The organism is Nocardia concava NBRC 100430 (assembly GCF_000308815.1).
Classification (GTDB): domain Bacteria; phylum Actinomycetota; class Actinomycetes; order Mycobacteriales; family Mycobacteriaceae; genus Nocardia; species Nocardia concava.
The window spans coordinates 1-25,657 of the sequence record NZ_BAFX01000124.1; the positions used below are offsets into that span (position 1 = coordinate 1).

The 25,657-nt window shown below is 66.7% G+C and carries 27 protein-coding genes and 1 pseudogene; 17 read left to right on the forward strand and 11 right to left on the reverse strand.

The genetic code is table 11. The features are described from left to right. Positions 1-235 (reverse strand): chorismate mutase (locus ON43_RS47225; protein ID WP_218003401.1); only part of this gene is annotated, 235 nt, incomplete at its 3' end. Positions 236-499: 264 nt separating this feature from the next. On the opposite strand from ON43_RS47225, the gene ON43_RS29060 reads away from it, so the two are divergent. Then, positions 500-1,309 (forward strand): NmrA family NAD(P)-binding protein, encoded by an 810-nt coding sequence (locus ON43_RS29060; RefSeq protein WP_040812649.1) that lies wholly within the window; start codon positions 500-502, stop codon positions 1,307-1,309. Between the two features lie 57 nt (positions 1,310-1,366). On the opposite strand, the gene ON43_RS29065 is transcribed toward ON43_RS29060, so the two are convergent. Together ON43_RS29065 and ON43_RS29070 are read right to left on the reverse strand one after the other, a co-directional pair. Then, positions 1,367-1,933 (reverse strand): dihydrofolate reductase family protein, encoded by a 567-nt coding sequence (locus tag ON43_RS29065; protein ID WP_040812651.1) that lies wholly within the window; start codon positions 1,931-1,933, stop codon positions 1,367-1,369. An 81-nt stretch (positions 1,934-2,014) separates the two neighbouring features. Further along, the gene (locus ON43_RS29070) at positions 2,015-2,782 is read right to left on the reverse strand and encodes an SDR family NAD(P)-dependent oxidoreductase (RefSeq protein ID WP_040812653.1); all 768 of its coding nucleotides are present in this window, start codon (positions 2,780-2,782) and stop codon (positions 2,015-2,017) included. 150 nt (positions 2,783-2,932) lie between these two features. On the opposite strand from ON43_RS29070, the gene ON43_RS29075 reads away from it, so the two are divergent. Beyond that, the gene (locus ON43_RS29075) at positions 2,933-4,090 is read left to right on the forward strand and encodes an alpha/beta fold hydrolase (protein ID WP_040812655.1); all 1,158 of its coding nucleotides are present in this window, start codon (positions 2,933-2,935) and stop codon (positions 4,088-4,090) included. Between the two features lie 15 nt (positions 4,091-4,105). Here ON43_RS29075 and ON43_RS29080 read toward each other — a convergent pair whose 3' ends face one another. Beyond that, entirely contained in the window at positions 4,106-5,635 is a 1,530-nt protein-coding gene (locus ON43_RS29080) for an alpha/beta hydrolase (RefSeq protein WP_051179408.1), read from the reverse strand. A gap of 190 nt (positions 5,636-5,825) precedes the next feature. Here ON43_RS29080 and ON43_RS29085 point away from each other — a divergent pair, with 190 nt between their 5' ends. Beyond that, positions 5,826-6,986, forward strand: coding sequence for a lipase family protein (locus ON43_RS29085; RefSeq protein WP_040812656.1), 1,161 nt, complete (start codon positions 5,826-5,828; stop codon positions 6,984-6,986). 42 nt (positions 6,987-7,028) lie between these two features. After that, positions 7,029-7,910 (forward strand): 16S rRNA (adenine(1518)-N(6)/adenine(1519)-N(6))-dimethyltransferase RsmA, encoded by an 882-nt coding sequence (gene rsmA, locus ON43_RS29090; protein WP_040812658.1) that lies wholly within the window; start codon positions 7,029-7,031, stop codon positions 7,908-7,910. Here the strand turns inward: rsmA and ON43_RS29095 are convergent. After that, positions 7,898-8,806, reverse strand: coding sequence for a MerR family transcriptional regulator (locus ON43_RS29095; protein ID WP_040812885.1), 909 nt, complete (start codon positions 8,804-8,806; stop codon positions 7,898-7,900). The two genes, rsmA and ON43_RS29095, sit on opposite strands and share 13 nt — an antisense overlap. Before the next feature lie 75 nt (positions 8,807-8,881). Between ON43_RS29095 and acpM the strand changes: the two genes are divergently transcribed. The 3 genes from acpM to ON43_RS29110 all read left to right on the forward strand — a co-directional run bounded on the left by acpM (position 8,882) and on the right by ON43_RS29110 (position 10,310). Next, positions 8,882-9,187, forward strand: coding sequence for a meromycolate extension acyl carrier protein AcpM (gene acpM / locus ON43_RS29100; RefSeq protein WP_040812659.1), 306 nt, complete (start codon positions 8,882-8,884; stop codon positions 9,185-9,187). Next, positions 9,184-9,636 carry an SRPBCC family protein gene (locus tag ON43_RS29105; protein ID WP_040812661.1) on the forward strand — a complete coding sequence of 151 codons (453 nt, stop codon included), beginning with the start codon at positions 9,184-9,186 and terminating at the stop codon, positions 9,634-9,636. Before acpM ends, ON43_RS29105 begins: the two co-directional genes overlap by 4 nt. A 314-nt stretch (positions 9,637-9,950) precedes the next feature. After that, positions 9,951-10,310: a hypothetical protein gene (locus ON43_RS29110; protein WP_157514230.1), complete on the forward strand. Its 360-nt coding sequence runs from the start codon at positions 9,951-9,953 to the stop codon at positions 10,308-10,310. A gap of 22 nt (positions 10,311-10,332) precedes the next feature. On the opposite strand, the gene ON43_RS29115 is transcribed toward ON43_RS29110, so the two are convergent. Next, a complete protein-coding gene (locus ON43_RS29115) occupies positions 10,333-11,292 on the reverse strand; it encodes an RNA polymerase sigma-70 factor (RefSeq protein ID WP_040812664.1) in 960 nt (319 codons plus the stop codon). A gap of 164 nt (positions 11,293-11,456) precedes the next feature. Here ON43_RS29115 and ON43_RS29120 point away from each other — a divergent pair, with 164 nt between their 5' ends. Next, positions 11,457-11,942 carry a carboxymuconolactone decarboxylase family protein gene (locus tag ON43_RS29120; RefSeq protein WP_040812666.1) on the forward strand — a complete coding sequence of 162 codons (486 nt, stop codon included), beginning with the start codon at positions 11,457-11,459 and terminating at the stop codon, positions 11,940-11,942. A 46-nt stretch (positions 11,943-11,988) separates the two neighbouring features. Here the strand turns inward: ON43_RS29120 and ON43_RS29125 are convergent, their stop codons facing one another. Then, positions 11,989-13,116 (reverse strand): resuscitation-promoting factor, encoded by a 1,128-nt coding sequence (locus ON43_RS29125; protein WP_040812887.1) that lies wholly within the window; start codon positions 13,114-13,116, stop codon positions 11,989-11,991. 210 nt (positions 13,117-13,326) lie between these two features. Further along, complete coding sequence (locus ON43_RS29130) at positions 13,327-14,154, reverse strand: TatD family hydrolase (protein WP_040812668.1); 828 nt, start codon at positions 14,152-14,154, stop codon at positions 13,327-13,329. An 88-nt stretch (positions 14,155-14,242) separates the two neighbouring features. Between ON43_RS29130 and metG the strand changes: the two genes are divergently transcribed. Next, entirely contained in the window at positions 14,243-15,802 is a 1,560-nt protein-coding gene (metG, locus tag ON43_RS29135; protein WP_040812670.1) for a methionine--tRNA ligase, read from the forward strand. Between the two features lie 275 nt (positions 15,803-16,077). Here the strand turns inward: metG and ON43_RS29140 are convergent, their stop codons facing one another. From ON43_RS29140 to ON43_RS29150, 3 genes are read right to left on the reverse strand one after another with little or no spacing between them, the layout of a single operon-like run. Continuing rightward, entirely contained in the window at positions 16,078-16,884 is an 807-nt protein-coding gene (locus tag ON43_RS29140; RefSeq protein ID WP_040812672.1) for an MmyB family transcriptional regulator, read from the reverse strand. Next, positions 16,884-17,711: an MmyB family transcriptional regulator gene (locus ON43_RS29145; protein WP_040812673.1), complete on the reverse strand. Its 828-nt coding sequence runs from the start codon at positions 17,709-17,711 to the stop codon at positions 16,884-16,886. Before ON43_RS29145 ends, ON43_RS29140 begins: the two co-directional genes overlap by 1 nt. Positions 17,712-17,718: 7 nt before the next feature. Beyond that, positions 17,719-18,537, reverse strand: coding sequence for a helix-turn-helix domain-containing protein (locus tag ON43_RS29150; protein ID WP_040812675.1), 819 nt, complete (start codon positions 18,535-18,537; stop codon positions 17,719-17,721). Between the two features lie 146 nt (positions 18,538-18,683). On the opposite strand from ON43_RS29150, the pseudogene ON43_RS47230 reads away from it, so the two are divergent. The 8 genes and pseudogenes from ON43_RS47230 to ON43_RS29185 all read left to right on the forward strand — a co-directional run. After that, positions 18,684-18,917: pseudogene (locus ON43_RS47230) on the forward strand (TetR/AcrR family transcriptional regulator); the annotation flags it as partial. A gap of 3 nt (positions 18,918-18,920) precedes the next feature. Continuing rightward, positions 18,921-19,352: a hypothetical protein gene (locus ON43_RS46415; protein WP_245568799.1), complete on the forward strand. Its 432-nt coding sequence runs from the start codon at positions 18,921-18,923 to the stop codon at positions 19,350-19,352. 108 nt (positions 19,353-19,460) lie between these two features. Then, positions 19,461-20,105 (forward strand): TetR/AcrR family transcriptional regulator, encoded by a 645-nt coding sequence (locus ON43_RS29160; protein ID WP_040812677.1) that lies wholly within the window; start codon positions 19,461-19,463, stop codon positions 20,103-20,105. A gap of 388 nt (positions 20,106-20,493) precedes the next feature. Continuing rightward, positions 20,494-21,546, forward strand: a complete 1,053-nt coding sequence (locus ON43_RS29165) for a 3-oxoacyl-ACP synthase III family protein (RefSeq protein WP_040812679.1) — start codon at positions 20,494-20,496, stop codon at positions 21,544-21,546. Positions 21,547-21,557: 11 nt separating this feature from the next. Beyond that, a complete protein-coding gene (locus tag ON43_RS29170) occupies positions 21,558-22,487 on the forward strand; it encodes a beta-ketoacyl-[acyl-carrier-protein] synthase family protein (RefSeq protein ID WP_040812681.1) in 930 nt (309 codons plus the stop codon). Beyond that, positions 22,484-24,301: a fatty acid CoA ligase family protein gene (locus tag ON43_RS43420; RefSeq protein ID WP_040812683.1), complete on the forward strand. Its 1,818-nt coding sequence runs from the start codon at positions 22,484-22,486 to the stop codon at positions 24,299-24,301. Before ON43_RS29170 ends, ON43_RS43420 begins: the two co-directional genes overlap by 4 nt. Continuing rightward, entirely contained in the window at positions 24,298-24,567 is a 270-nt protein-coding gene (locus tag ON43_RS29180; protein ID WP_040812684.1) for a hypothetical protein, read from the forward strand. The genes ON43_RS43420 and ON43_RS29180 overlap by 4 nt, the downstream gene beginning before the upstream one ends. Positions 24,568-24,583: 16 nt before the next feature. Next, positions 24,584-25,624: an SDR family NAD(P)-dependent oxidoreductase gene (locus tag ON43_RS29185; RefSeq protein WP_040812687.1), complete on the forward strand. Its 1,041-nt coding sequence runs from the start codon at positions 24,584-24,586 to the stop codon at positions 25,622-25,624. Positions 25,625-25,657: the final 33 nt, after the last annotated feature.

Here is a 25,657-nt window from a genome sequence, read left to right on the forward strand (position 1 = left end):
TCATCTGTTCGCGCCGCTTCGGGGCGCGGACCTCGTCGGGGTTGCGCTTGTAGGTGGCGGCTTGAAAGACGAGTTGTTGCCGGGCTCCGAGCAATTCGACGATTCGGCCGTCGATCGCGTCGATCTGGCTGCGAACTTCCTCCAGGGACATGAACCCCGATCCTTTCGATTCGAGGCCGCCGGTGCGCCAGCCGCAGATGGATATCGGCTGCCACGAGCGACGGCCGATACGCATGCGCGAGTCAGAGACGCCGGAACCCCGGCCACCACGACTGCGCCACCAACATCACCCCGCCATCAAATCACACACCCGCCCACCCCCGCCCCTCGAGGATCGCCCCCGATCCCAACCCCCGCTCCCACCGAATCCCGGACCGTCGACGAGAATGCGTCTGGGCATGCAAACGTCGAGAAGATCCCTGCCCCAGTGCATTCTCGTGGTGCGGCGAATCTCGTTGGCATGATGGATGGTTCAGTGATTCCGAGCGGAGAGGGACCAATGACCATCCTGGTAACCGGGGCTACCGCCAATATCGGGCGCAAGGTTGTCGATCATCTGCTCGCGTTGGGCGCCACCGATGTGCGGGCCCTCACCACCGATCCCGCGCGGGCTGATCTGCCCGCCGGAGTGCAAGTGGCGCAAGGGTATCTGCGGCGGCCCGAAAGTCTGCCTGCGGCGTTGGCCGGCGTCGAGCGGATGTATCTGGCGCCCGTGCCGGAGAGCATCGGTGAGGTGCTGGCGCTGGTCAGGGAGGCAGGCGTGCGGCATATCGTGGACTTGTCCGGAGAGGCCGAGAGCTGGTGGGGCACGGTCTCTACGGCGGTGGAAGGGTGCGGTGCGGAGTGGACGCATCTGTGGCCCGCCGATTTCATGGAGAACACGCTGATGTGGGCACCTCAGATTCGTGCCACCGGTGAGGTCAGGGAACCGCGGCCGGAGGCGGCGAGCGCGCCCATCGCCATGGACGACATCGCCGCCGTAGCGGCGACCGCGCTACTGGGCGACGGCCATGCGGGACAGGCGTATTCACTGGCGGGGCCGGAGATCCTGAGCCGGGCCGAACTGGTCCGGCAGCTCGGTGCGGCGCTGGGCCGGGAGCTCGGGTTCCGGCGTTCCTCGCGGGCGGAGACCATTGCGGCGCTCGCACCGGACATGGGTGAGACCGCGACCTGGTACGTCGACAACGTGCTGGCCGGTTACGACCCGCAACCGCAGGGGCTGCCCGTCACCAGCGTGCGGGATATCACCGGGCGACCGGGGACCAGCTTCCGAGACTGGGCCGTGCGGAACGCGGAACGCTTCCGGTAGTCCGCTTGTGTCGCGGGTGCCTACTATCGTTGGGAAATAGGCCCATTCGTCATCGAATCAGTTGCGGCTGGTCGATGCGCGGTAGCGGAGGAGCACTACGCCGGACTGGAAGGCGCGGGCCTCGGCCAGGCGCAGTGGTGGCAGGGGCATTCCGTCGGGAAACAGCCGGGCGCCGCGGCCGAGCACCACCGGATGTTGGTACAGGCGATACTCGTTCACCAGGCCCGCGGCCATGAGCGAGTGCACCAGGGTGATGCTGCCGGTGGCCACGATGTCCGCGCCCGGCTCGACCTTCAGGTCGCGGATCTCCGCGGTCAGCGGACCGCGCAGCACAGTGGTGTTGTCCCACTGCGGATCTCGCAGTGTCCGCGACGGCACGTACTTGGTCACCTTGTTCAGGTAGTCGGCGACGCCGGTGGGGTCGTCGGTCTGGTGTGGCCAGTAGCCGCGCATCTCCTCGAAGGTGACTCGACCGAACAGTACCGCGTCGGCCGCTTCGAATTGCTCGCGCACGGCCTCCACCTGGTCGGCCTCGGTCTCGATATCGGCGGGGCCGAACCAGCCTCCCGTGGCGTCGATGACCCCGTCGACGGTGATGTTCTCGGTGACGATCAGATCTCGCATGATTCGCTCCTCCGAAACTCGTAGTCCGTCAGCGGGTACCACGAATTTCGCGGGTCGAACGCACCGCGCGGTCTGGGCGGGCTACATCAGAGCGCCGCCGTCCACGCGGAGTTCGGTGCCGGTCATGTAGCGGCCGTCGTCGGAGGCGGCCATGGCGACCACGCCGGCGATGTCCTCGGGTTTGCCGAGGGCGCCGCCTTCGATCCAGCCGGGGAGGCGGGCCATGAGGGACCAGTCGGCGTCGGCGGGGAGTTCCAGACCGGAGGTGATGCCGGTGCTGATGCCGCCGGGAACGATATTGACCGCGCGCAGCCCCTTTTTCACGTATTCGAGGGCGATGGAGTGGGTCAGGGCGTTCACGCCCGCCTTCGAAGCCGAGTAGGCGGCCATGTACGGGTTGGAGCCGAAGGCGGCGGTGGAGGAGAAGTTCACGATCACGCCGTGGCCGGATTCGATCAGGGCGGGCAGGTTGGCCTGGATCATGAGGAAAGTGCCGGTCAGGTTGACATTGATGACCTTGTTCCAGGATTCCAGGGGCATGTCGTGGGTGTGGGCGGCGCGCAGGATGCCCGCGGCGTTCACGAGAACATCCAGGCCGCCGAGGAATTCGTGGGCGGCGGCGGTGACGGTCCGGACGGCGTCCTGATCGGAGATGTCGAGGGTCAGGGTGCGCAGGCGCTCACGCTGGTCGGCGGGCACGGCATCAACGGTTGCGGCCAGGCCGCTTTCGTTGACGTCGGCGGCGACCAATTGCGCCCCTTCGGCCAGCAGTCGCACGGCGACCGCCTGTCCGATACCCGATCCCGCTCCGGTGACAATGACGCGACGGCCTTCAAATCTGCTCGACATGACGAGAAATTAGAACAAGTTACAAACGCAGTCAACGGCCGATCCAGCTAATTGCCAGAGTGTTCTCATACTGGTCAGCTGTTCAATTAGTTAAGCTCTAGCCCCGTAAACGACTGGTTATTCGGGTCGGGAAAACCTGATGGAGGATTCATGCGGTTGGTTGGTTGGCGGACGCGTGCTTTCACGGCGGCCGTAGCGTCGGCGGGTGCATTGCTGGTCATGCCGGGGACTCCGGCACACGCCGAGACGGCGGGCACCACCATCGTCACCACCCCCGCACCGGACGGATTCCGCGGCCTCAGCAACGGCACCATCGTCGATTACTGGACCACGCGATCCAATGGCGAACCGGTGAAAGCCAGTGGCGCGCTGTTCGTTCCGCAGGGCCCCGCGCCCGCGGGCGGCTGGCCGATCATGGCCTACGACCACGGCACCTCCGGCATGGGTCCCGGCTGCGGCGGGCAGACCGACACCTCCAAGATGAGCCGCCCCAAGGAAGACGAAGTCATCCAGTACTTCGTGAACAAGGGCTTCGCCGTGGTCGCCCCCGACTACCTCGGCCTGGGCCGCTTCGACACCGGCCCGCACCCGTACCTGGAGATCAGCACCGAGGCGGGCTCGACCATCGACCTGGTCAAGGCGGCCCGCTCCATCAATTCGAACCTGTCGCGCACCTGGGCGGTGATCGGTTTCTCGCAGGGCGGCCAGGCCGCCTTGGGCACCGGGCACCTGCAGTCGGCAACCGCCGCCGACCTCGACTTCCGCGGCACCATCACCGTCGATCCGGAATCCGATCTGGAGAAGATCACCCCGTTCATCGGTCCCTGGGTACCGGCGATTCCGGGCCAGACCGGCACCGCGGTCAACGGCTTCGTGGTCAGCATGCTGGCCGGGCTGCGCGCCACGCACCCGGAGGTGAACCTCGACAGCTACCTCACCCCGCGCGGCAAGCAGGCCGTGGACGCCTCGCAGAGCCTGTGCTTCCTCGACATCATGAAGGTGGTCGACGGCCTGAGTATCGGTGACATGCTGTCGCGGCCGCTCAACGACCCGACCTTCCAGGCCGCGATGAGCGAGTACATGACCGTGCCGGTGAACGGCTACGACGCGCCGATCCTGTTGCTGGTCAACACCAATGACACGACCGTGCCGTCCCCGCTGCACGCCGCGCTGGCCGCGCAGTTCGCCGCCAATGGCGTGGACTTCCAGACCGTGGTCGGCGCCGGCACCCACACCCAGGTGAGCCCGCAGATGTGGGATGCCATCGGCGCGTTCAGCGATCGGATCCTGGCCACGCCCGCGCAGTAACCTCGAACCCGCGAATTACTGCGGGAACCAGGAGAAGTCGGGCTCGCAGGTGAGGTCCTCGGCGGGCCGCACTCCGGTCGCCAGGTAGGTGTTCACGATGCCGTTCACGCACGGGCTCAGCCCGGGGCGGAACGCACCGTGAACCCTGGTGTCCGCCAAGGTGACCAGCCGCGACTCCGGCAGATCCCGATGCAGCGCAAGCCCTTCCGCATACGCGGTGCGGGTGTCGTGCACGTTCGCCACCATCAATACCGGTGTGGCGTTGTGGATCTCGGTGGCCGGTTCGATCGGATCCGGCCAGAACGCGCACGCGGTGATGTTGTTGGCGAACGCCCCGAACACCGGCTGGCTCGGCCGCGCGGCCTCGACATTCGCGTAGTACCAGGCGGGATCGCGCGGCGCGGCGCGATCGCCGCACATGATCGCGGCCATGGCCGCCGCGTCCAACGGCACCGCGGCAATGATCTTCGCCTTCAGCGCGTCCATATCGATGGGCCCGCCGGACACCCCGGAATCCACCATGCGCACCACGTCGGCGAGGTTGGTGTTCAGCTTCGGATTCGGCAGCAGCGCAAGCAGCATCATGGGAATCGTGTGCTCGTCGACGAGGTAACCGCTGCCGTAGATCTCGTGGCCCGCGGCGCGCCGGATGAGGTCCTCGATGAAGCCGCGCACCTGCTCGGGGGTCGCGCCGAAGTGGTACTCGTCGTCGTGGCGGGCGGCCCATTTCGCCCAGTCGTCGAGGGCGTACTCATTGATCGGGCCCATGTCCTGGTACAGCCCGACGTAGTACCGCTCCGGGTCGACCGGGCTGTCGAAGACCATGCGGTCGACGTGGTCGCCGAACATCTGGCTGTAGACCGACCCGAGGTAGGTGCCGTAGGACGCCCCGAAGTAGTTGATCTTCGATTCCCCGAAAACGCCTCGGATGACATCCATATCGCGAGCGGTATTGCGAGTCGTGATGTGCCGGGCCTTCTCCGCGTCGGTGCCGACGCACGCGGTGGCCAGTGCCGCGGCGACCGCGGTGTCGCGGGCGTAGCCGAAGAGATCGAATCCGGCCGAGAACAGCATGGTGGGCACCGGAATCGTGCAGCTGACCGGATCGGAGCGGCCGATGCCGCGCGGATCCATGCCGATCTGGTCGTACTGCGCGCGGACGTCCGGACTGAAGAGTTCGTTGGACAGATTGCCCGAGTACTTCAGGCCCTGCCCACCCGGACCGCCCGGATTGGACAGCAGGATGCCGCGCCGCCGGCTCGGATCGGAGGCGGGAATCCGGGAGATGGCGACGGTCAGCGTGCGTCCGTCCGGATTGTCGTAGTCGAGCGGAACCCGCACGCCGGAGCACAGCCCACCGGCGGCATCGAGGGCCGGGATGTCACACGGTTTCCAGTCCAGGTTCTGGTGGTAGAACCGGTCCAAGCTCGCGGCGGCGTCCGCGCTCGCCGGTCCCGCCGGTAGGACGACCGCCGAGGTGAGCAGGGTCGCGCCCAGGGTGGCGTGGACTACAGCGACGAGCCGTCGAATCCGCTGAGCCGGCATGCATTCTCCTCACGGTCTGGTTCCCGAGGGGCGACGCTACCCGGCAGCCGGGTGAAAAACCGTGGGAGATGGCGGATTTGGTCGGCGACGCGTGCCGCCGCCACGCCCATCGCAATGGCCAGCAAATCTCTGGCGATCGCGATGGATAGACTTTGCGCCCATCGAAGGCCTTCGCCCCCGTGGAGGAATCATGCGGATTGCAGGTGCTTTTGCTCTGACCGTCGCGACGGTGGCGGGTGTGCTGCTGAGCGTTCCGGGGTCGGCGCAGGCCGAACCGGCGGGATCGCTCATTACAGCAACCAGTCAGCCCGACGGCTGGCACAACCTCTGGGGCGGGTCTGCCGTCGAGTACTGGACCACCCGCTCCAACGGTGAGCCGGTCAAGGCCAGCGGAGCCGTATTCGTTCCGGCCGGGCAGCCACCCGCGGGCGGATGGCCGATCATGGCCTGGGATCACGGCACCACCGGACTCGGCCCGGGCTGCGGCTGCCAGGCCGACCCGGAACGCGAGGTGCTGCCGTACCGGCGCCGCGAGGAAGACGCGATCATGCGGTTCTTCCTGTCCAAGGGCTACGCGGTCGTCGCACCCGACTACGTGGGACTCGGGCTCTTCGACACCGGGCCGCACCCCTACCTCGAACTGAGCACCGAGGCGGGCGCGACCATCGACATGGTCAAGGCCGCCCGCGCCGCCAAGCCCGAGCTCTCGCGCACCTGGGCGGTCAGCGGCGCTTCCCAGGGCGGGCATGCGGCGCTGGGCAGTTCGAGCTATCAGGTGCGGAGCGCGCCCGAGCTGGATTTCCGCGGCACGGTCGCCATCGACCCGGCCTCCGATGTGGAGAAGGTGCTGCCGATCGCCGGACCGTGGGTGCCCGCGCTGCCCGGACCGTCCGGGCAGGACACCGACGCCTTCTTCGTGTCCATCCTGATCGGCATGCGCGCGGCCCGGCCGGATGCACAGGTCGACAGCTACCTCACCGACTACGGGCGGCAGTTGCTCGACAGCGTCCAGTACGACTGCCTGGGCGAGCTCACCGACAAGATGGCGGGCGTGACCGCGGGTGCGATCCTGTCCCGCCCGCTCTCGGAGGGGCCGTTTCCCGCGGCACTGCGCGACTATATGACCGTCGCCACCCGCGGCTACGACGCGCCGATCCTGTTGCTGGTCAATGCCACCGACACCACCGTGCCTTCGCCGCTGCACGCCGCGCTGATGGCGCAGTTCGCCGCGAACGGCGTCGGCTACGAGTCCGTGATCGGCACCGGCGGCCACACCGAGCTCAATCCGCAGATGTGGGCGGCCATGGACGCCTTCACCAATCGCATCTTCGCCGCGCCCACTGTGCCGTGACCGGTTGTCGGCCGGTTCGCCCAGCTTGATAGGTTTTTCAGAATGTCCGAACCCGAAGTCGCCGGTCGTGGAAAAGCCGCCCTGCTCGGCCCCGTCGAAGTGCGTGAGCTGGCCGAGCGCTTCGGCGTCCGCCCGACCAAGCAGCTCGGACAGAACTTCGTCCACGACGCCAACACCATGCGCCGCATCGTGGCCACCGCGGGCGTCGGCCGCGATGACGTCGTGCTGGAGGTCGGGCCCGGCCTGGGCTCGCTGACGCTGGCCGCGCTGGATGTGGTGGACCGGGTGATCGCGGTCGAGATCGATCCGACGCTGGCGAAGCACCTGCCCGAGACGGTGAGTGTGCGCGCACCCGAGCTGGCCGACCGGTTGACCGTCGTCCCCATGGACGCCATGAAGGTCACCCACGCGGATCTTCCGGCCGAGCCGACCGCGCTGGTGGCGAATCTGCCCTACAACGTGGCGGTCCCGGTCCTGCTCCACCTGCTGGCCGAATTCCCCAGCATCCGAACCACTCTCGTCATGGTGCAGCTGGAGGTGGCCGACCGTCTGGCTGCCACGCCCGGCGGCCGCATCTACGGCGTGCCCAGCGTGAAGGCGGGCTTCTACGGCACCGTCCGGCGCGCCGGAACCGTTGGCCGTCAGATCTTCTGGCCGGTGCCGCAGGTGGAATCCGGGCTGGTCCGCATCGATCGATTCGCGGAATCGCCGTGGCCGCAGGACGAAGCGTTCCGGCAGCGCGTGTACGCCGTGGTCGACGCCGCCTTCGCGCAGCGCCGCAAGACCCTGCGGGCCGCCCTCGCGGGGTGGGCGGGTTCGCCCGCCGAGGCCGAAAGACGGCTCACCGCAGCCGGAATCGCGCCGACCGCCCGGGGTGAGACCCTCGATACCGCCGCCTTCGTCCGGCTGGCTCAGCAGGACTGAGTCAGCGCGTCGTACAGCCAGTGGTGGGCCTGGCCCACCGTGACGCGATCTCCGAAGAACTGATCCGTCAGCGCCCAGTAGCGGAGAATCCGGTGGTCGGTGTCGGTTGAGCCGGTCAGCAATTGCTCGCGGTATCGCGACGAATCGCGGAAGCCTCGCGCGCCCGCGTGGGCACGGACGTATCGGTCGAGTTCGCCTCCGCAGTACGGGCGTGCGCCCGCCGCGACGAGTGGCACGACCTCGGTCATGACGTCACCCACCTCGGCGTACAGCCCTTGCGGGTCTCGGATCAGATCCGGCTGATTCCGCCAGAATTGCCGTCGGACAGCGCTTTTCATCTCTGGATCGGCGGCCAGCGCGGCTAGTTCGGCGTATGCGACAACGTCGTCGACAGTCGGATCCGCGGGCGGCTCAGGCACATTCCAGCACACCCAGTCGCGATGCTGAATCGGCGACAGGATGCGCTGCCAGAACCGGACGAGGCAATCGTGCACCGCGCCACCGTCTTGCGCGGCGGCCAGCAGTCCGAGCCGCTCCGCCCGCTGCAGCGGGGCCGCCGCCTCCACGGCCCGCACCGATGCGCGCCGCCAGGCCAGCGACCTGAATTCGATGTCCAGCCGGGCACTTTCGGCGGCGATCACCTCCTCGATCGACCGCTCGCCGCGCAGCACCTCGGTGATCGATTCCAGCCCGAGACCGAGCGCCCGCAACCGCCGCACCATCAGCAATCGCTCGGTGGCGCTGTCCCCATCGAACATCCGATGCCCGCCCGGACTGCGCTGGGACTCCAGAATGCCCTCGTCGCAATAGAACCGGATCGTGCGCACCGAAAGCCCCGTGGCCCGCGCCAACTCCCCGATGCTCACCAACACCCGCGCCTGTGTGTCCTCGGTCACAACGTCTTGAACCTCCACCCCACTGGAGCTTTTAGCGTACTGCGAACAACTCGTCCACCGAGGAAAGGCCAACCCGTGGCAACCACGCAGGAAGAAATCGTCGCAGGCATCGCCGAGATCATCGAGGAGGTCACCGGAATCGAAGCCCACGAGGTGACATTCGAGAAATCCTTCGTCACCGACCTCGACATCGACTCCCTCTCCCTGGTCGAGATCGCCGTCCAACTCGAGGACAAATACCAGGTGAAGGTCCCCGACGAAGACCTCGCCAGCCTGCGCACCGTAGGCGACGCCGTCACCTACGTCCAGAAGATGGAAGCCGAAAAGCCCCAACTCGCAGCGGAAATGGAGGCCAAGTTCAAGGAAGCCCAACCGGAATGATCGCCGACACTCACCTGAACCCCGCCGCCGTCGAACTCGGAACCTACTTCCCCCAACCCCGGGAAGCCGTCTGGCGCGCCCTGACCGACCCGGACCTCCTGGAACGCTGGCTACTCCGCCCCACCGGCTTCACCGCCGCCCCCGGAACCCACTTCCGCTTCACCACCCCCGAGTCCCCAATAGACGAAATCCTCTGCGAGGTCCTGACCGCCCGCCCCCACGAACAACTCACCTACACCTGGCTACACCCCCAATCCATCGACCCCGTCCGCTTACTCATCGACTGGACCCTCCACCCCCAGGGCCACGGCACCCGACTCCTCCTCACCCAAACCGGTTTCAACATCGAGGACCGCCGCCAGAAGATGATCCGCAACGCCACCGAACGCAGCTGGAAGCGCCGAGTCCTGCCGAAACTGATCGAGGTGATCCACCAACGACGTCCCTGACCGCGCATGGGTATCCGCCGCCCACGGCAGCCGATACCCATCCCCGGCTGGCGCGCCGGCGGCCTCGGTATCGAAAGGATCGAGGTTCAGTCCCTGGAGGAAACCCGCGGCAAGATCGACGCGATCGACGCCCGAATCGTCGAATTGCCGTAATCCCTAACCTGGCTGCGGGAGCGCCCCTATTTATGGGACTCCCGGCAGCGCGGGCCGATCGATAGCGTCGGTGGCGGTTCATTGTTCGCTGTCATTCGAAGGGATTCCTCATGCTGCGATCGCGCAGGCCCGCGGCGGCCGCGATTTCTACGTTGGGCGCGATGGTGGCCGCCCTGGTGCTGACCGCCCCCACCGCGTCTGCCGGGATCACAGATTTCAAAGTGACGGCGCCCTGGGATCCGGGGGTCTTCGTCGCAGGCTGCACCTATTTCGCGCAGGCGACGACCGAGCCCGGCGCGTACGTCAGCTTCTACGACAGCCAGGACGGCGAATTCGATCCGCCGAGCGCGATCGAGGCCGGCGACAACGGTTTCGTCGCCGCCACTTGGACGCCGCACACTGCTGGTTCGCACCTGGTGCACGCCGTGCAGATCGGCGCTGAGCAGTCCATCAGGATCGAGGTCCGTCCCGGCGGACCCGAGGACTGCGCCGGGATCGCCCCAATGCACCTGGATCACTGATAACCCTGGACCCCCATCTGTTTCAGCGGTGGAGCGGGGTCTCGGTGTGGAGGCGGGAGAGTTTGCAGGGGTTGCGGAGGGAGTAGAGGGCGGTGATGAGGCCGTTGTCGACTCGGACGGCGAGCATGGTGTCGATCTCGTCGTCGAGGCGGAGGATCAGGGCGGGGTGGCCGTTGACTTGGGCCGGTTCCAGGGAACGAGAGGCCAGGTTGGAGAGGCCGACAGACAGGAGGGCGGCTACGGCTTCGGCGCCGATGATGGGGGTTAGGGCGGCTTGGGCGATGCCGCCGCCGTCGCCGAGGAAGACGACGTCGGGGGCGAGGATGTCGACGAGGTGTTGGAGGTCGCCGGTTTCTATGGCGCGTTGGAAGGCGGCCACCGCATCGCGGGTATCTGCCGGGGAGACAACGCCTCTGGGGCGGCGGGCGGCGACGTGGGAGCGGGCTCGGTAGGCGAGTTGGCGGACGGCGGTGGGGGTTTTCGAAACGGCTTCGGCGATTTCGTCGTAGTCGAGGGTGAAGACCTCGCGGAGGACGAAGACGGCTCGTTCCAGTGGGGCGAGGGTTTCGAGGACCAGAAGCATTGCCATGGAGAGGTTTTCGGCGAGTTCGATGTCGTCGGCCACGTCGGGGGCGGTGCGCAGGGGTTCGGGGAGCCAGGGGCCGACGTAGGACTCCTTGCGGCGGCCCAGGGTGCGCAGACGGTCGAGGGACTGGCGGGTGGTGATGCGGACCAGGTAGGCGCGCGGGTCCGCGATGGTCGCCAGGTCGACGCCGATCCAGCGCAGCCATGCCTCCTGCAGCACGTCCTCGGCGTCGGCGGCCGAACCGAGCATCTCGTAGGCCACCGTGAACAGCAGATTGCGGTGCGCCACAAAGGCTTCGGTGGCGGGGTCCGGCCGACCGGGACGGTGCCCATCCGCTCCGCGGCGGTGCTCGTCCCCGCCGCGATCATCGGGTGTGGTCTGCGGCATTGCGGACATGGTGGCTCCTGGTCTGTTGCGATCTCCCCCACCAGACGCCGGAACCAGCCATCGCATAACACCGAATGGCAGTGGTTCACGTCACATCGCGAACGCTGTTACGGCAGTGGGGGTCTCGCCGTCTTGTGGTCGTTCGATTCAGCACCGCGAGTAAGGACCACATCATGGAACCCCGTATCGACCTCAATGCCAACGCCCTCGGCGCCAAGATCGGCAAGCGGTTCGCCAACACCAGCATGGCGATCATGCAGTCGGGCCTGCCGAAATCACTGATGGAGCTGGTGGAGTTGCGGGCCAGTCAGATCAACGGCTGCGGCTACTGCGTCGACGCCCACAGCAAGGAACTGGCGGCCGCGGGCGAACCGGCCGTCCGGATCAACCTGGTCGCGGCCTGGCGCGAATCCACCGTGTTCACCGAGGCCGAGCAGGCCGCCCTGGCGCTGGCCGAGGAGGGCACCCGAATGGCCGACGCGAATCACGGTGTCTCGGACCGGACCTGGGAGCTGGTGCGCAAGCATTACGACGACGAGCAGATCACCGCGCTGGTCTACCTGATCGCGATGATCAATGCCGCCAACCGACTGCTGGTGATCACCGAGACCAAGGGTGGCTCCTATCAGGCCGGAACCTTCGAGGCGATGGAGAACTGAGACGCGATGGAGAACTGAGACGCCATCACGACGGGTGCCGGGGTGCCTAGCTGATGCCGAGCCGCGAGGTGCAGGCCGGCCAGGCGCCCCAGCCCTGGCGGGCGCGGGTGACCTCGGCGATGGCGATCTGCTCCTCGCGGGTCGCCAGGTCCGCGCGCGGGGCGTACTTGGTGCCGCCCTGGCGTTCCCAGGTGCTCTGGTCGAACTGGATGCCGCCGTAGTAGCCGTTGCCGGTGTTCACCGCCCAGTTGCCGCCGGATTCACACTTGGCCAGCGCGTCCCACGTGGAGCCGTCGCGAACCTCGGGCACCTCGGTGCCGGGCTTCGCGCCCTTGCGGACGGTCTTGGGCTGGGCGGGAACGATCACGGTGGACTTGAGCGGATCCTTGGCCGCCTCATGCCCGTTCACGATGGACACCGCGAAAGTCACGTCCTGCGTGCCCGGTACGCCGGGATTCTCGACGATCGTGCGGCTCATATTGAGCGTCGGATCCTCGATGATGTTCTCCGTCGGATCCAATGGCACCCGCTCCGTGCGGTTCTCGACCACCTTGCGGGTGACGGTGATCTTCATGCCGTCGGTGAGCGGCGTGTTCGCCGCCGGCTGCACGAAGTCCTGATTGACCAGCGGGCGGCCCTGCACCTGCAGCAGTTCGCCGACGGTCGGCGCGGCCAGGCGGACCAGCGAGGCGGGAACTCCGTTGTCGGACAACTCGACCGTGCGCGGATTGGTGATCAGCAACTGCGCGCCCTCGAGCGGCAGCGGGCTGGGCCGGGCGGGCGAGGTGAAGACATCGCCCGGAAAGTTCAGCTTGGTGACGGCCTCGGCCACGGTGAGCGCGGTGGTCCACGCCTTGGACGGGGTGCCGTCGACGATGAGCGAGACCTCGCGGGCGCGGTTCAGCGTGATGGTCTCGCCGTCGCTGATATGTGCTCCGGCGGTGGGCGATACGTCGTCGCGATTGGTGAGCAGGTAGCCCGCGTCCTTGAGCGCGCCCCGCACATCGCCGCGCATGGTGGATTCGACGAACTTCTTGCCGTCGACCACGAAGGTGACCTGCTTCTTGCTCATGATGGCCAGGCCCGCCCCGGCGATGAGCGTGACGAGCATCGCCGCGATGGCCCCGTACAACATCGGGGAACGCGACGAGTTGATCTTCGCCAAAGCGTGCATCGGAAATCCCGGCATGGTCACAGTACGATAACGAGGGGGTCAGGGATTGACAACCACTACCGGCGGAACTGCGGGGACGAAAATTACGACCCGATATCGAACCGCAGGTAAATCACGATCGCGGCAGATCATAGTGAGCCATGCCACACCATCACAACTCGTGTCGCGGACACGCAGTAATGGTGCGAACGCGAAAAAACGTGCGAGAGATCAGATTCCGTAGACGCGCCTGGCGTTGGCGGTGGTGATCTTGGCGAGTTGCACCGGATCCTGTTCGCGCAGTTCCGCGAGCGCGCGCACGGTGAACGGCAGCATGTACGACTCGTTGGGCGCGCCGCGGAACGGATGCGGGGTCAGGAATGGCGCATCCGTTTCGACCAGAATCAGTTCGTCCGGAACGAGTTTCGCCGCCTCGCGCAATTCATGCGCATTCTTGAAACTGACCGTGCCCGAAAAGCTCAGCACATAGCCCTCTTCCACGCAGGCCTGCGCCATGTTCGCGTCCGAGGAGAAGCAGTGGAAGATCACGGTCTCCGGCGCGCCCTCGTCCAGCAGCACGGTCAGCAGATCGTGATCGGCCTCACGATTGTGGATCATGAGCGGCTTGCCGAGCCGCTTCGCGAGATCGATATGCCAGCGGAAGCCCTCGACCTGATCCTCGATCTCGGCGCAGCCGTCGAGCTTGCCGGGCCAGTAATAGTCGAGACCGGTCTCCCCCACCGCGACCACGCGCGGGTCCGCGGCGAGCTGTTCGAGCTCGGCCTTGGCGGCATCGTCGAGGTGATTGGCGCGGGTCGGGTGCAGCGCGACCGCCGCGTAGACCCGATCGTCCCAGTTCGCCGCCCGGACCGCGAAGCGCGCGGCCTCCAGATCGTCGGCGACGGTCACGATCTCCCGCACCCCCACCGCACGGGCCCGCTCCACCAGCGCCGCAACCGATTCCGGATCGGTCGCCCCGCAGGCGTCGATATGGGTGTGCGCGTCGATCAGCGGCGACAGCGGCTGCGGCGGCTCGGGCGCGGGTCGGCGGCCGCTCATGCGCGCACTCCGGAAGAGCGGCGGGCGACACTTGCCACGGGGATATTCACGCGAGCGACGAAGGACACGCAGATAGAGTAGACACACCATGAGCGCATCCGAACGCCCCGCCTTTTACCTCACCACGGCCATCGCGTACCCGAACGGCGCCCCGCACATCGGGCACGCCTACGAGTACATCTCCTCCGATGCCCTGGCCCGCTTCAAACGGCTGGACGGCTTCGATGTGTTCTATATGACCGGCACCGACGAGCACGGCCAGAAGGTGCAGCAGGCCGCCAAGGCCGCCGGTCTCCCGGAGCAGGAGTACGCCTCGCGCAACTCCGATGTCTTCGAGGCCATGGACAAGGCGCTCGACATCTCCTTCGACCGGTTCATCCGCACCACCGACGAGGATCACCTCGCCGCGTCGGTCGCGATCTGGAACCGGATGGTCGAGGCGGGCGACATCTACCTCGACACCTACGCCGGCTGGTACTCGGTGCGCGACGAGGCCTTCTACACCGAGGAGGAGACCACCGTCCTCGAGGACGGCACCCGCATCTCCACCGACACCAAGACCCCGGTGGAGTGGACCGAGGAGTCGAACTACTTCTTCCGCCTGTCCAAGTACCAGGACAAGCTGCTCGAGCTGTACGAGACGCATCCGGAGTTCATCGCTCCCGCGACCCGGCGCAACGAGATCGTCTCCTATGTGAAGGCGGGGCTGAAGGATCTGTCGATCTCCCGCACCACCTTCGACTGGGGTGTGCCGGTGCCGGGGCATCCCGAGCACGTCATGTACGTGTGGGTGGACGCGCTCACCAACTACCTGACCGGCGCGGGCTTCCCGAACACGGATTCGGCGTCGTTCCAGAAGTATTGGCCCGCGGATCTGCACATCATCGGCAAGGACATCTCGCGGTTCCACACCGTGTACTGGCCCGCGTTCCTGATGAGCGCCGGAATCGAGCTGCCCAAGCGGGTTTTCGTGCACGGCTTCGTCAACTACAAGGGCGAGAAGATGTCCAAGTCGGTCGGCAATGTGGTCGATCCGATGGATCTGGTGGAGACCTTCGGGCTCGACGCCGTGCGCTTCTTCCTGCTGCGCGAGATCTCCTACGGGCAGGACGGGTCCTACAGCGAGGAGGCCATCATCGGCCGGATCAACTCCGATCTGGCCAACGAGTACGGCAACCTCGCGCAGCGCTGCCTGAAGATGGTGGGCCGCGACTTCGGCGGCGTGGTGCCGACTCCCGGTGAGTTCACCGAGGACGACAAGGCGCTGCTGGAACGCGCTGGCAACCTGCTGGCGAACGTCCGCGCCGAATTCGACCAGCAGCAGATCCATCTCGGCCTGGAACAGCTGTGGCTCACCCTCGGTGAGACCAACCGCTACTTCTCCGCCCAGGCCCCGTGGACGCTGGCCAAGTCCGGCACGCCGGAGGACGTGGCCCGCGAGGGCACCATCCTCTACGTGACCATGGAGGTGCTGCGCATCGTCTCGATCCTGGTCCAGCCGGTCATCCCGGCCTCGGCCGCCAAGATCCTCGACCTGCTCGGCGCCACCGACCGCACCTTCGCCGACATCGCCACCCCCCTCGTCCCGGGCGCGGCCCTGCCGGAGCCGGAAGTGGTCTTCCCGAAGTACGTCGCCCCCAAGGCGTAAGAAGAGTCCGGTGCCGCCCGCCCCCCTTCGGCGGGCGGCCACCGAGTCACACCCGTAGATCGCGGGTGGAGATTCCCCTCCGAACTCCACCATCGGAACGGGAATGCCGTGAACACACCACTGCCCGATCCGCGGAATCGGATCGGGCAGCAGTTGATCTCGCCGAACAAGGATCCGATCCCCTTGCGCCCCCGGTCAACCCGGAGAACCGGCACGAATTGGGGCACCAACTCCCACCAGCGGATCCTGGCGGAAAATTATTCGCGCGTGACGGATCAGCGGGCGATGGGCGGTTCCACCGAGGGACTCGGGTCGGCCCGCGGGGTCAGCATGAACAGCTGATACGGGCAGTTGTCAGGATGCCAGGCGTTGTACGAGCGCATGGTCAGCGAGATCTGGCCGCCGGACTCCGGATCGCGAACCAGCACCAGCGAGTCGTTGAACGCCTCTTCGCTGAGATCGGTGGTCCACAACCGCTCGAAATCCGGATTCGACCGACAGGTATCGAGAATCTGCGCCAGCCGCTCGGGCGCGACGGTCCCCGGCGCGTTCACTCGCAGGATGAAGAGCAGCCGATGCACGATCAGCTCCCAATTGATCAGCACCTCACGCGCGATCGGCACCGTCATCATCTGCTCGATGACATTCGCGGGCCGTTCGGCATCCGCATCCGCCGGAATGAGCCACGGAAATGCCTCCCGCGCAGCCTGATTCGCCGCGAGAATCTCGTACTCGGGCGTCCGGTGATAGAACGCCGGAAACGGCAGCGCCTCCAGATGCTCGATATCCTCCGCCCGCAACACCGGCGGCCACACCCCCGCCTCCACCGCCGACGGAATCGGCATAGCCAGCGAAGCCATCTTCCGCAACAGCCAAACCGGAGCCTGCATAGCCCTGGACCAGTCCTTCAACCGATCCGGCGACATCGGCCGCTCCCCACTCTCGAGCTTCCGATACAACGACAGACTCACGAACATCCGCCGCGCGACTTCCTCCTGCGTCAACCCCAGCGCCTCACGCCGATACCGCATGAACATCCCGAGCAAGGGCTGTTCCGGAACGGCCTGCACAGCACCGAACATCACGGCGCCTGCCCTTCGAGCGGTAGCACGAGGGGATCCACCGTCGGGGTGGCGGGTGACCGCGGCGTGAGCATGAACAGCTGGTAGCCGCACTTCGGGTGGAAGGCGTTGTAGTGGCGCATGGTGAAGCTCAGGAGTTCGCCGGTCCCGGGGAAACGGACCTGCACGCACGAATCGCTGTACAGCTCTTCGCTCATGGTCTCGCCGAGCGCCCACAGCCGATCGAAGTCGGGATTGGTCCGGCAGGTGTCCAGAATCTGGGCGATCCGCGCGGGCTCGGCCAGACCCGGCGACAGCACCCGCACGCTGAAGAGCAGGCGGGCCACGACGGTCTCCCAGTTGACGATGAGCTCCCGGGCTTCGGGGACGGTCATGAACTGTTCCACGACGTTCACCGGCCGCTCGGCATCGGGGCTCGCGGGCGCCAGCCAGGGGAAGCCCGAGAGCGCGATCCCGTTGGCGGCCAGCACATCCTGCTCGGGGGATCGATGGAAGAACGCCGGCACCGGGAGCGCTTCCAGGTGCTCTAGATCCTCCTGGCGCAGGGCCGGCGGCCAGCTTCCGACCGCCAACCGGGACAGCCGCGGCATGGCCATGGACAGCATCTTCTCGAGCATCCACATCGGCGCGTCCATGGCCGCGCACCAGTCCTCGAGCCGGTCGGCGGACATGGCCCGCTCCCCGTTCTCGAGCTTCCGGTAGAGCGAGACGCTGATGAACATTCGTCGGGCGACTTCCTCCTGCGTGAGACCCAGCGTCTCCCGCCGGTAGCGCATGTACACCCCGACCAGCGGTTGTTCGAGAATGAGATCGAGTGCTTCCGCCACAGACTGCCTACTTTTCAGCGAAGGGGTCGACGGTGGGGGTGCCCGGTGCGCGGGGCGTCAGCATGAAGAGCTGATATGAGCAGTCGTGCGGGTGGTAGGGGTTGTAGGAGCGCATGGTGAGGGGCACGTTCTCGCCGGTCACCGGATTGCGAACCAGGACCAGGGAGTCGTTGAACACCTTCTCGTCCATGGGCGTGTTCCACATGCGCGCGAATTCCGGGTTCACACTGCAGGTTTCGATGATCTGGGCGAGCCGCTCGGGCGCGACGACTCCGGGTGAGAGGACCCGCAGGCCGAATACCAACCGATGCACGATGGTGTCCCAGTTGACCAGCAGTTCCCGAGCTTCGGGGATGGTCATGAACTGTTCGATGACGTTCACCGGGCGTTCGGCATCCGGGCTGGAGGGCGCCAGCCAGGGGAACGCACCGCTCGCCGCTTGATTGGCGGCCAGCACCTCGTATTCGGGGAAGCGGTGGAAGTACGCGGGATACGGCAGCGCGTTGAGGTGGTCGATGTCTTCCTGGCGCAGGGCGGGCGGCCAGGCGCCGCGGGCGATCGTGGAAACCTTCGGCATGATCAGCGAGATCACCTTCTCCAGCATCCACACCGGCGCGTCCATGGCAACGCACCAGTCCCCGAGGCGGTCCACGGACAGCGCGCGCTCGCCGTTCTCCAGCTTGCGGTAGAGCGAGACGCTGACATACATCCGCCGGGCGGTCTCCTCCTGCGTGAGGCCCAGGGTTTCCCGCCGATACCGCATGTACATCCCGAGCAACGGCTGCTCGGGAATCGGCTCGATCCCGTCGACCACCTGTCCGACCACCTCTCCAGCAATCCTCCCGCTAATTTCTACCGAAATGGTCAGTGAGGATCCAATTTTCCGGTGTCGTCAGCGTACGGACGTGCATCGACCGCCGCGACGCCGGATCCGTGATCCAGTAGTTGCAGCCGCAATGCAACGATGTGCATATGAATCCCCTCGACACGAGCTCTGAGTCCTCGTTGAGACAGACTGGTCGGTCGAATAGGCACCGGGTGACACGGGAGGCGATTTTGATCTCGCAGCGGGGGCGACTGCTGGAAGGGATCAGCGACTGCGTGGAGGTGAAGGGGTATGGGGGGACGACGCTGACGGACATTGTGGGGCGGGCTCGGGTTTCGCGGAGCACGTTTTATGAGCACTTCGGGAGCAAGGAGGAGTGCTTTGTGGCGGCGGTGGAGGCGGGGGCGAGTTTGTTGTTCACGCGGATCGCGGAGGAGATGGGGCGGGTCGAGCATCCGGATGTGCGTGCGATGGTGACGAATTCGCTGGGGACGTATTGCGAGGTGATCGTGGCGGAGCCGCAGTTGGCGCGGCTGGTGCTGGTGGAGGCGTTCAAGGCGGGCGGGGAGGCGGTGCGGCGGCACGACGCGTCGCTGGATATGTTCACGGCGCTCTATCGGGAGTTTCATCTGCGGGCGCGGGCCGAGTTCGCGGATGTGCCGGAGATCAGCGAGGATCAGCTGGCGCTGATCGTCGATGCCATTGCCGAGCGGACCCGGCGGCTGATCGAGCGCGGGGAGATCGAGCAGTTGCCGGACCGGATTCCGGACCTGGAGGCCTTCGCCTTCGCCGTGCTGCGCCTGCCGCGGGCATGAAGAACGGGGCGACTGAGGTCACCTGCCCGCAATGCCGATCCACCACAATCCGCTCCGCCCACCGATAATGACCATCTGAAGCGACCGCGGTTCAACGAGAGGGAATGGATGCTGCAGCGCACCAACTTCGACGAACGGCATCGCGCGGCCCGCGACGCGGTCCTCACCTCGCAGCGCGGCCGGCTCATCGAGGCCATGGTGGAATGCGTCGAGGCCAAGGGCTACAACGCCACCACGCTGACCGATATCGTCGGGCGCGCCCGGGTGTCGCGCAGCACCTTCTACGAGCACTTCACCAACAAGGAGCAGTGCTTCGTCGAGGCGGTGCGCACCGGATCGGACATCATCGCGACCCGCATCGCCGAGGAGCTGGCCCAGCTGCCGACCGACGCGGGAGCGCACGCGCGCATCGAGTCGATCGTGGTGACGTTCTGCGAAACCGTCGCCTCCGAACCGGATTTCACGCGCCTCATGCTGGTGGAGGCGTTCAAGGTGGATCAGGAGTCGGTGGCGCTGCGGGATCTGGCGGTGGATCGCTTCGCCGATCTGTACCGGGTCTTCTACGCCCAGGCGCGCGAGAACGATCCGAGCCTGCCGGTGATCGCGGACGAACTGTTCGCGCTGATTCCCGACGCCATCGGCGAGCGGACCCGGCGGGTGATCGTGGCCGAGGGTGCGCACCGGGTGCCCGAATTGGCGCCGCTGTTCGTGGAATTCGTCATCGCTGTACTGGGCCTGCCGCCGCTCGACTAGCGAAATCGACTGCCGCTCAGACAGTTTGCGGATCACCTCGCCACAGGCCCGAGAATGTGACGCGCTCGGGTGAACTCACTCACAGGGAGACCCTCGGTTCGTCATCCTCGGGCCATACGGATGACACATAGTGCGAGATAGCCAGGCGTTGACCAGCATCCAGTACTTTCTCGTACCCCCACCTCAGACCGCTGGTGCCGCGGCAAGCTGGACGCCCCGGCTGTACCGAACCCGGCGTAACACTAAGCAGCCGTTCACGATTCGTCTCAGACAGCTACACGGAACGCTCCAGTTCCCCAAGCTAGTTACTCTCCGGTAGCCTCATCGCATCGGAGTTCGACGATCATTTCAGTTTCCTGTTTCAGCCTCCCAGTATCAGGAGTTCGCCGTGCCTCAATCTCGATTCGAGTCGATCGGCGCTTATCTACCCGAGAAGCGCGTCACCACAGCCGAATTGCTTTCGCAATTGAAGGAAGTCCCCGAGTTCGATCTCGAACGAATCACGGGGGTCAAGGAGCGCCGGTTCCGCGACAACCGGCCGGAGAGCCGCGAGGACTCTTTCGTCCTCGCCATGAAGGCCGTCGAGGACAGTCTGTCCAGGTCATCCTATGCCGCAGGCGATCTCGACGTCATCATCTCCACCTCCATCACGCGCAGCAAGCACGGCACCCGCATGTACATGGAGCCGTCCTTCGCCGGAGCCATCGGCCGCGCGATCGGCGCCCGCGAGGACGTCATCGCCTTCGATCTCTCGAATGCCTGCGCGGGCATGATGAGTGGCGTCTACATTCTCGACCGCATGATTCGCAGCGGTGCGGTGAAACGCGGCATCGTGGTCAGCGGTGAGGCGATCACGCCCATTGCCGAAACGGCCGTGAACGAGATTTCCAGTAAATACGATTTGCAATTCGCCTCTTTGACCGTCGGCGATTCCGGCGCCTGCTTGGTGCTCGACGAGGCCGTCGACGACAACGACAAGATCCACTACATCGAGCTGACCACCGCGTCGGAGTTCTCGCACCTGTGTCTGGGCATGCCCAGCGACAAGACCAATGGCGTGGCGCTCTACACCGACAACCGGAAGATGCACAACGAGGCCCGGTTCCTGCTGTGGACCGACACCCAGCGCAACTTCATGGAGGAGCGCGGAATCGATTTCGGTGCAGAGGGTTTCGACTACATCATTCACCACCAGTTCGGCGCGGCGGCGATTCCGTTCATGAACGCCATTGCCGAGCGCGAGTTCCGGCACCCCATGCCGCCGGACCTGAATGTCATCGAGAAGTACGGAAACACCTCCAGCACTTCGCATTTCATCGTGCTGCACGATCAGCTGAGCCAGCAGGCGATCGCGAGCGGATCCAAGCTGCTGATGATCCCGGCCGCCTCCGGCGTGGTCGGCGGCTTCCTGTCCACCACCATCTCGTCGCTGAAGGTCTGAGGTCTACGAACATGGGCGTGCGCATCAAATCCACCGGAATCAGCCGGGACACCGACACTTTCAGCATCGTGGAGCTCAGCGGCCGGGCCGCACGGCGGGCCATGGAGAGCGCGGGTATCGAGCCCGGGCAGGTCGGGGTCATGATCAACGCGGGCATCTTCCGCGACAGCAATACCGTCGAGCCGGCGGTGTCCGCGCTGATCCAGAAGGCCGCGGGCATCGGACTGGATTATGTGAAGGAGGACCCGCGGTCGTTCTCCTTCGACCTGATGAACGCGGGCACGAGCGTGGTCAACGCGGTCCAGGTGGCGCAGGCGGTGCTGGCCACCGGGAGCGCGGAGCACGTGCTGATCGTGTCGGGTGATACCCATCCGTCGCTGACCCGTTCGGCGGCCGATGACGAATTCCCTTACGCCACAGCGGGTGCCGCGCTCCTGCTGGAGCAGACCGATGAGCCGGAGGGCTTCGGCCGGGTGCACACCCGCGCCGCCGAGGGCACGCCGGGCCTGGAGTCCTACGTGGATGTCGAGACCATGGGCAATCGGGGCCGCGGGCTGATGACCGTGGAGCGGGAACCGGACTACCTGGACCGGCTGCTGGTCGTCGCCGCCGAGGCCGCCCGCGCCGCATTGGCGGGCAGCGATATCGACGAGACCACCACGGCCCTCATCGCTTCCACGCCGAGCGGGGAGTTCCCGGCACTGCTGGCCGCCGAGCTCGGCATCGCGTCGGAGGCGGTCTTCACCCCGGACCTGTCCCAGGGCGACCCGCACACCGCCACCCTGCCGCTGGCGTATCACGCTGCCGCCGAGTCGGATTCGCTCGCCGCCTACCGCGATGTGCTGTTCGTGGCGGCGGGCGCGGGCCCCTCGGCCGCCGCGGTCGTCTACCGGCTCCCGGCCCTCGCCGGAGCCCTGCGCAGCGGGAAAGGCTGGGCGTGACCACCGCGACCTATTGGCAGGCCATCGACCGCTTCCGCGCGGTGGTGGCCGCCGATCCGGACCGTGAGGCGGTGATCTACCCCGCGGGGAAGACCGCCTCCGGCCTGCCGGACTACCGCCATCTCACCTACCGTGAGCTCGACGAGTGGTCCGACACCATCGGCCTGCACCTGGCCGCGGACGGCGTGGGCCGCGGCACCCGCACCATCGTGCTGGTGCTGCCCAGCCCGGAGCTGTACGCGATCATGCTGGGGCTGTTGAAGATCGGCGCGGTCCCGGTGGTCATCGACCCGGGCATGGGCCTGCGCAAGATGCTCAACTGCCTGCGCGCCGCCGATGCCGAGGCGTTCATCGGGATTCCGCAGGCGCACGCCGCGCGGGTGTTGTTCGGCAAGTACTTCCGGAACGTGCGGGTGACTCTCACCGTCGGCCCGCGCTGGTTCTGGGGCGGCCCGACACTGCGCGGGTGGGGTGCGCCGGTGACCTCGGGCCGCCTCGGCAACCGGCTCAGCGCCGAACTGGGGACGCACGGTCCCGCCAGCGCCAAGGTGGCCGCGCGGCTCGACGAGCTGCTGGCCACGCTGGAATCGCGAAAGAGCGAGCACCGCGCGCCGTTCGACGCGTTCACGCTCGAGGAACGGGTGCCCGCGCCCGCCGAGGAGCTGCTGCTCATCGCGTACACGACCGGCAGCACCGGGCCCGCCAAGGCCGTGGAGATGACGCACGGGAATCTCAGCTCCATGGTCGAGCAGGTGCACGCCGCGCGCGGCAATGTGGATCCGGGGACCTCGCTGATCACCCTGCCGCTGGTGGGGATTCTCGACATGCTGCTCGGATCCCGTTGCGTGCTACCGCCGTTGGTGCCGAGCAAGGTGGGCTCGACCGAGCCCGCGCATGTGGTCGACGCCATCAACCGGTTCGGGGTGAAGACCATGTTCGCCTCGCCCGCCGTGCTGATCCCGCTGCTGCGGCATCTCGAACAGCACAAGACGCCGGTGCCCACCCTGCACAGCATTTTCTCCGGCGGCGCGCCCGTCCCGGACTGGTGCATTGCCGGGCTGCGGGAGGTGCTGGCCGAGGACGCCGAGGTGTACGCGGGCTACGGCTCGACCGAGGCGCTGCCCATGTCCACCATCGAATCCCGGGAACTGCTCGGCGGTTTGGTGGAGCGGGCGCATCTGGGCGACGGCACCTGTGTGGGCCGCCCGGCCGAACGCGTGCGGGCGCGGCTGGTCGCCATCACCGATGACCCGATCCCGACCTGGGAGCAGGCCGAGGCCAGGGCATCCGAGTTGGTGGGCCCCCGGGGCATCGGTGAACTCGTGGTGTCGGGGCCGAATGTGAGCACCCGGTACTACTGGCCGGAGTCGGCGAACCTGGCGGGCAAGATCCGCGACGGCGAGACGGTGTGGCATCGCACCGGCGACCTGGCCTGGATCGACGACGAGAACCGAATCTGGTTCTGCGGACGCAAGAGTCAGCGACTGTTGACCGCCGACGGGCCTATGTTCTCGGTGCAGGTGGAGCAGGTCTTCAATACCGTGCCCGGGGTCGCGCGGACGGCGCTGGTCGGGGTCGGAACGCGCGGCACACAACTTCCGGTGCTCTGCGTCGAGGCCGAGCCTGGCGCCGATACGGCGAAGCTGGTGACGCAACTGCGCGAGCGCGCCGCCGAATTCGAGGTCACCGCACCGGTTTCCACGTTCCTGTTCCATCCGGGCTTCCCGGTCGATATCCGCCACAATGCCAAGATCGGCCGCGAACAGCTCGCGGTCTGGGCGGCTGAGCGGCTCGACAAGGGAGATGGACGATGAAGGTGACTGTGCTGCGCGCGATTCCGGTGCTGGGCTGGCTGTACCTGGCCCTCGGCCTGCTGTTGGCGGCGGGTGATCGCGCGCCCGCCAACCGGCTGCTGCGCGCGGTGTTCTGGATCGACGCGTTCCTCAGCATCGTGGTGCACGCGGCGCAGATCCCGGCCGCGCTGAAGGCCACCGCCGGCACCGAGCACTCGGCGGTCAAGACGGCGGCCATGACTCAGATCTTCGGCATCACCTGGTGGAAGACGCAGGAAGCCGCATGACCGGAAGGGGTAGAGCGTGAAGGCACTTGTCACGGGCGCGTCCGGATTCCTGGGCGGAGCGCTGGTGCGCCGCCTGGTCCGCGACGGCGACTACGAGGTGGCGATCCTGGCGCGCGCCACCAGCAATCTGCGCGACCTGGCCGAGGTGATCGACCGGGTCGAGGTCATCACCGGCGATCTCACCGATCAGGTATCGCTGGAACGCGCCACCAAGGGTGTGGACGTGGTGTTCCACAGCGCGGCGCGGGTCGATGACCGCGGTACGCGGGAGCAGTTCGTGGCCGAGAACGTCACGGCCACCGAGAATCTCGTGCGGGCGGCCAAGCGCAACGGCACCTCGCGGTTCGTGTTCATCTCCAGCCCCAGCGCGCTCATGGACCGCGACGGCGGCGACCAGGTGAACGTCAACGAGTCGGTGCCGTACCCGCGGCGGTACCTGAACCTGTACTCCGAGACCAAGGCCGCAGCCGAGCGGCTCGTACTGGCCTCGAACACAGCGGAATTCCAGGCTTGCGCGCTGCGGCCACGCGCCATCTGGGGTGCGGGCGACCGGTCCGGGCCGATCGTGCGGCTGCTGGGCCGCGCGGCGGAGGGCACGCTGCCGGATCTGTCGTACGGCAAGCAGGTCAAGGCCTCGCTGTGTCATGTGGAGAACATCGTCGAGGCGTGCGTGCTGGCGGCGCGATCCGAAAACATCGGCGGCAAGGCGTATTTCATCGCCGATGCCGAGCAGACCGATGTCTGGGGCTTCCTGGGCGAGGTCGCCACCGGTCTCGGCTACGCGAAACCGACCCGGCAGCCGAACCGGCGGGTGCTGAACGCGATCGTGGCCGCCATCGAAACCGTCTGGCGCATACCGTTCGTCGCGACCCGGTGGTCGCCGCCGCTGTCGCGGTATGTGGTCGCGCTGATGACCCGCACCGCCACCTACGACACCTCGGCCGCCACCCGCGATTTCGGCTATCACCCGATCGTGGACCGCGACGCCGGGCTGGCGGATTTCCTGGCCTGGCTCGAAACCCAGGGTGGCATCACTGCTTTGAACGAGCAGATCTAGTCGCTTTGAACGAGAAGATTTAGGCAGGTAGCG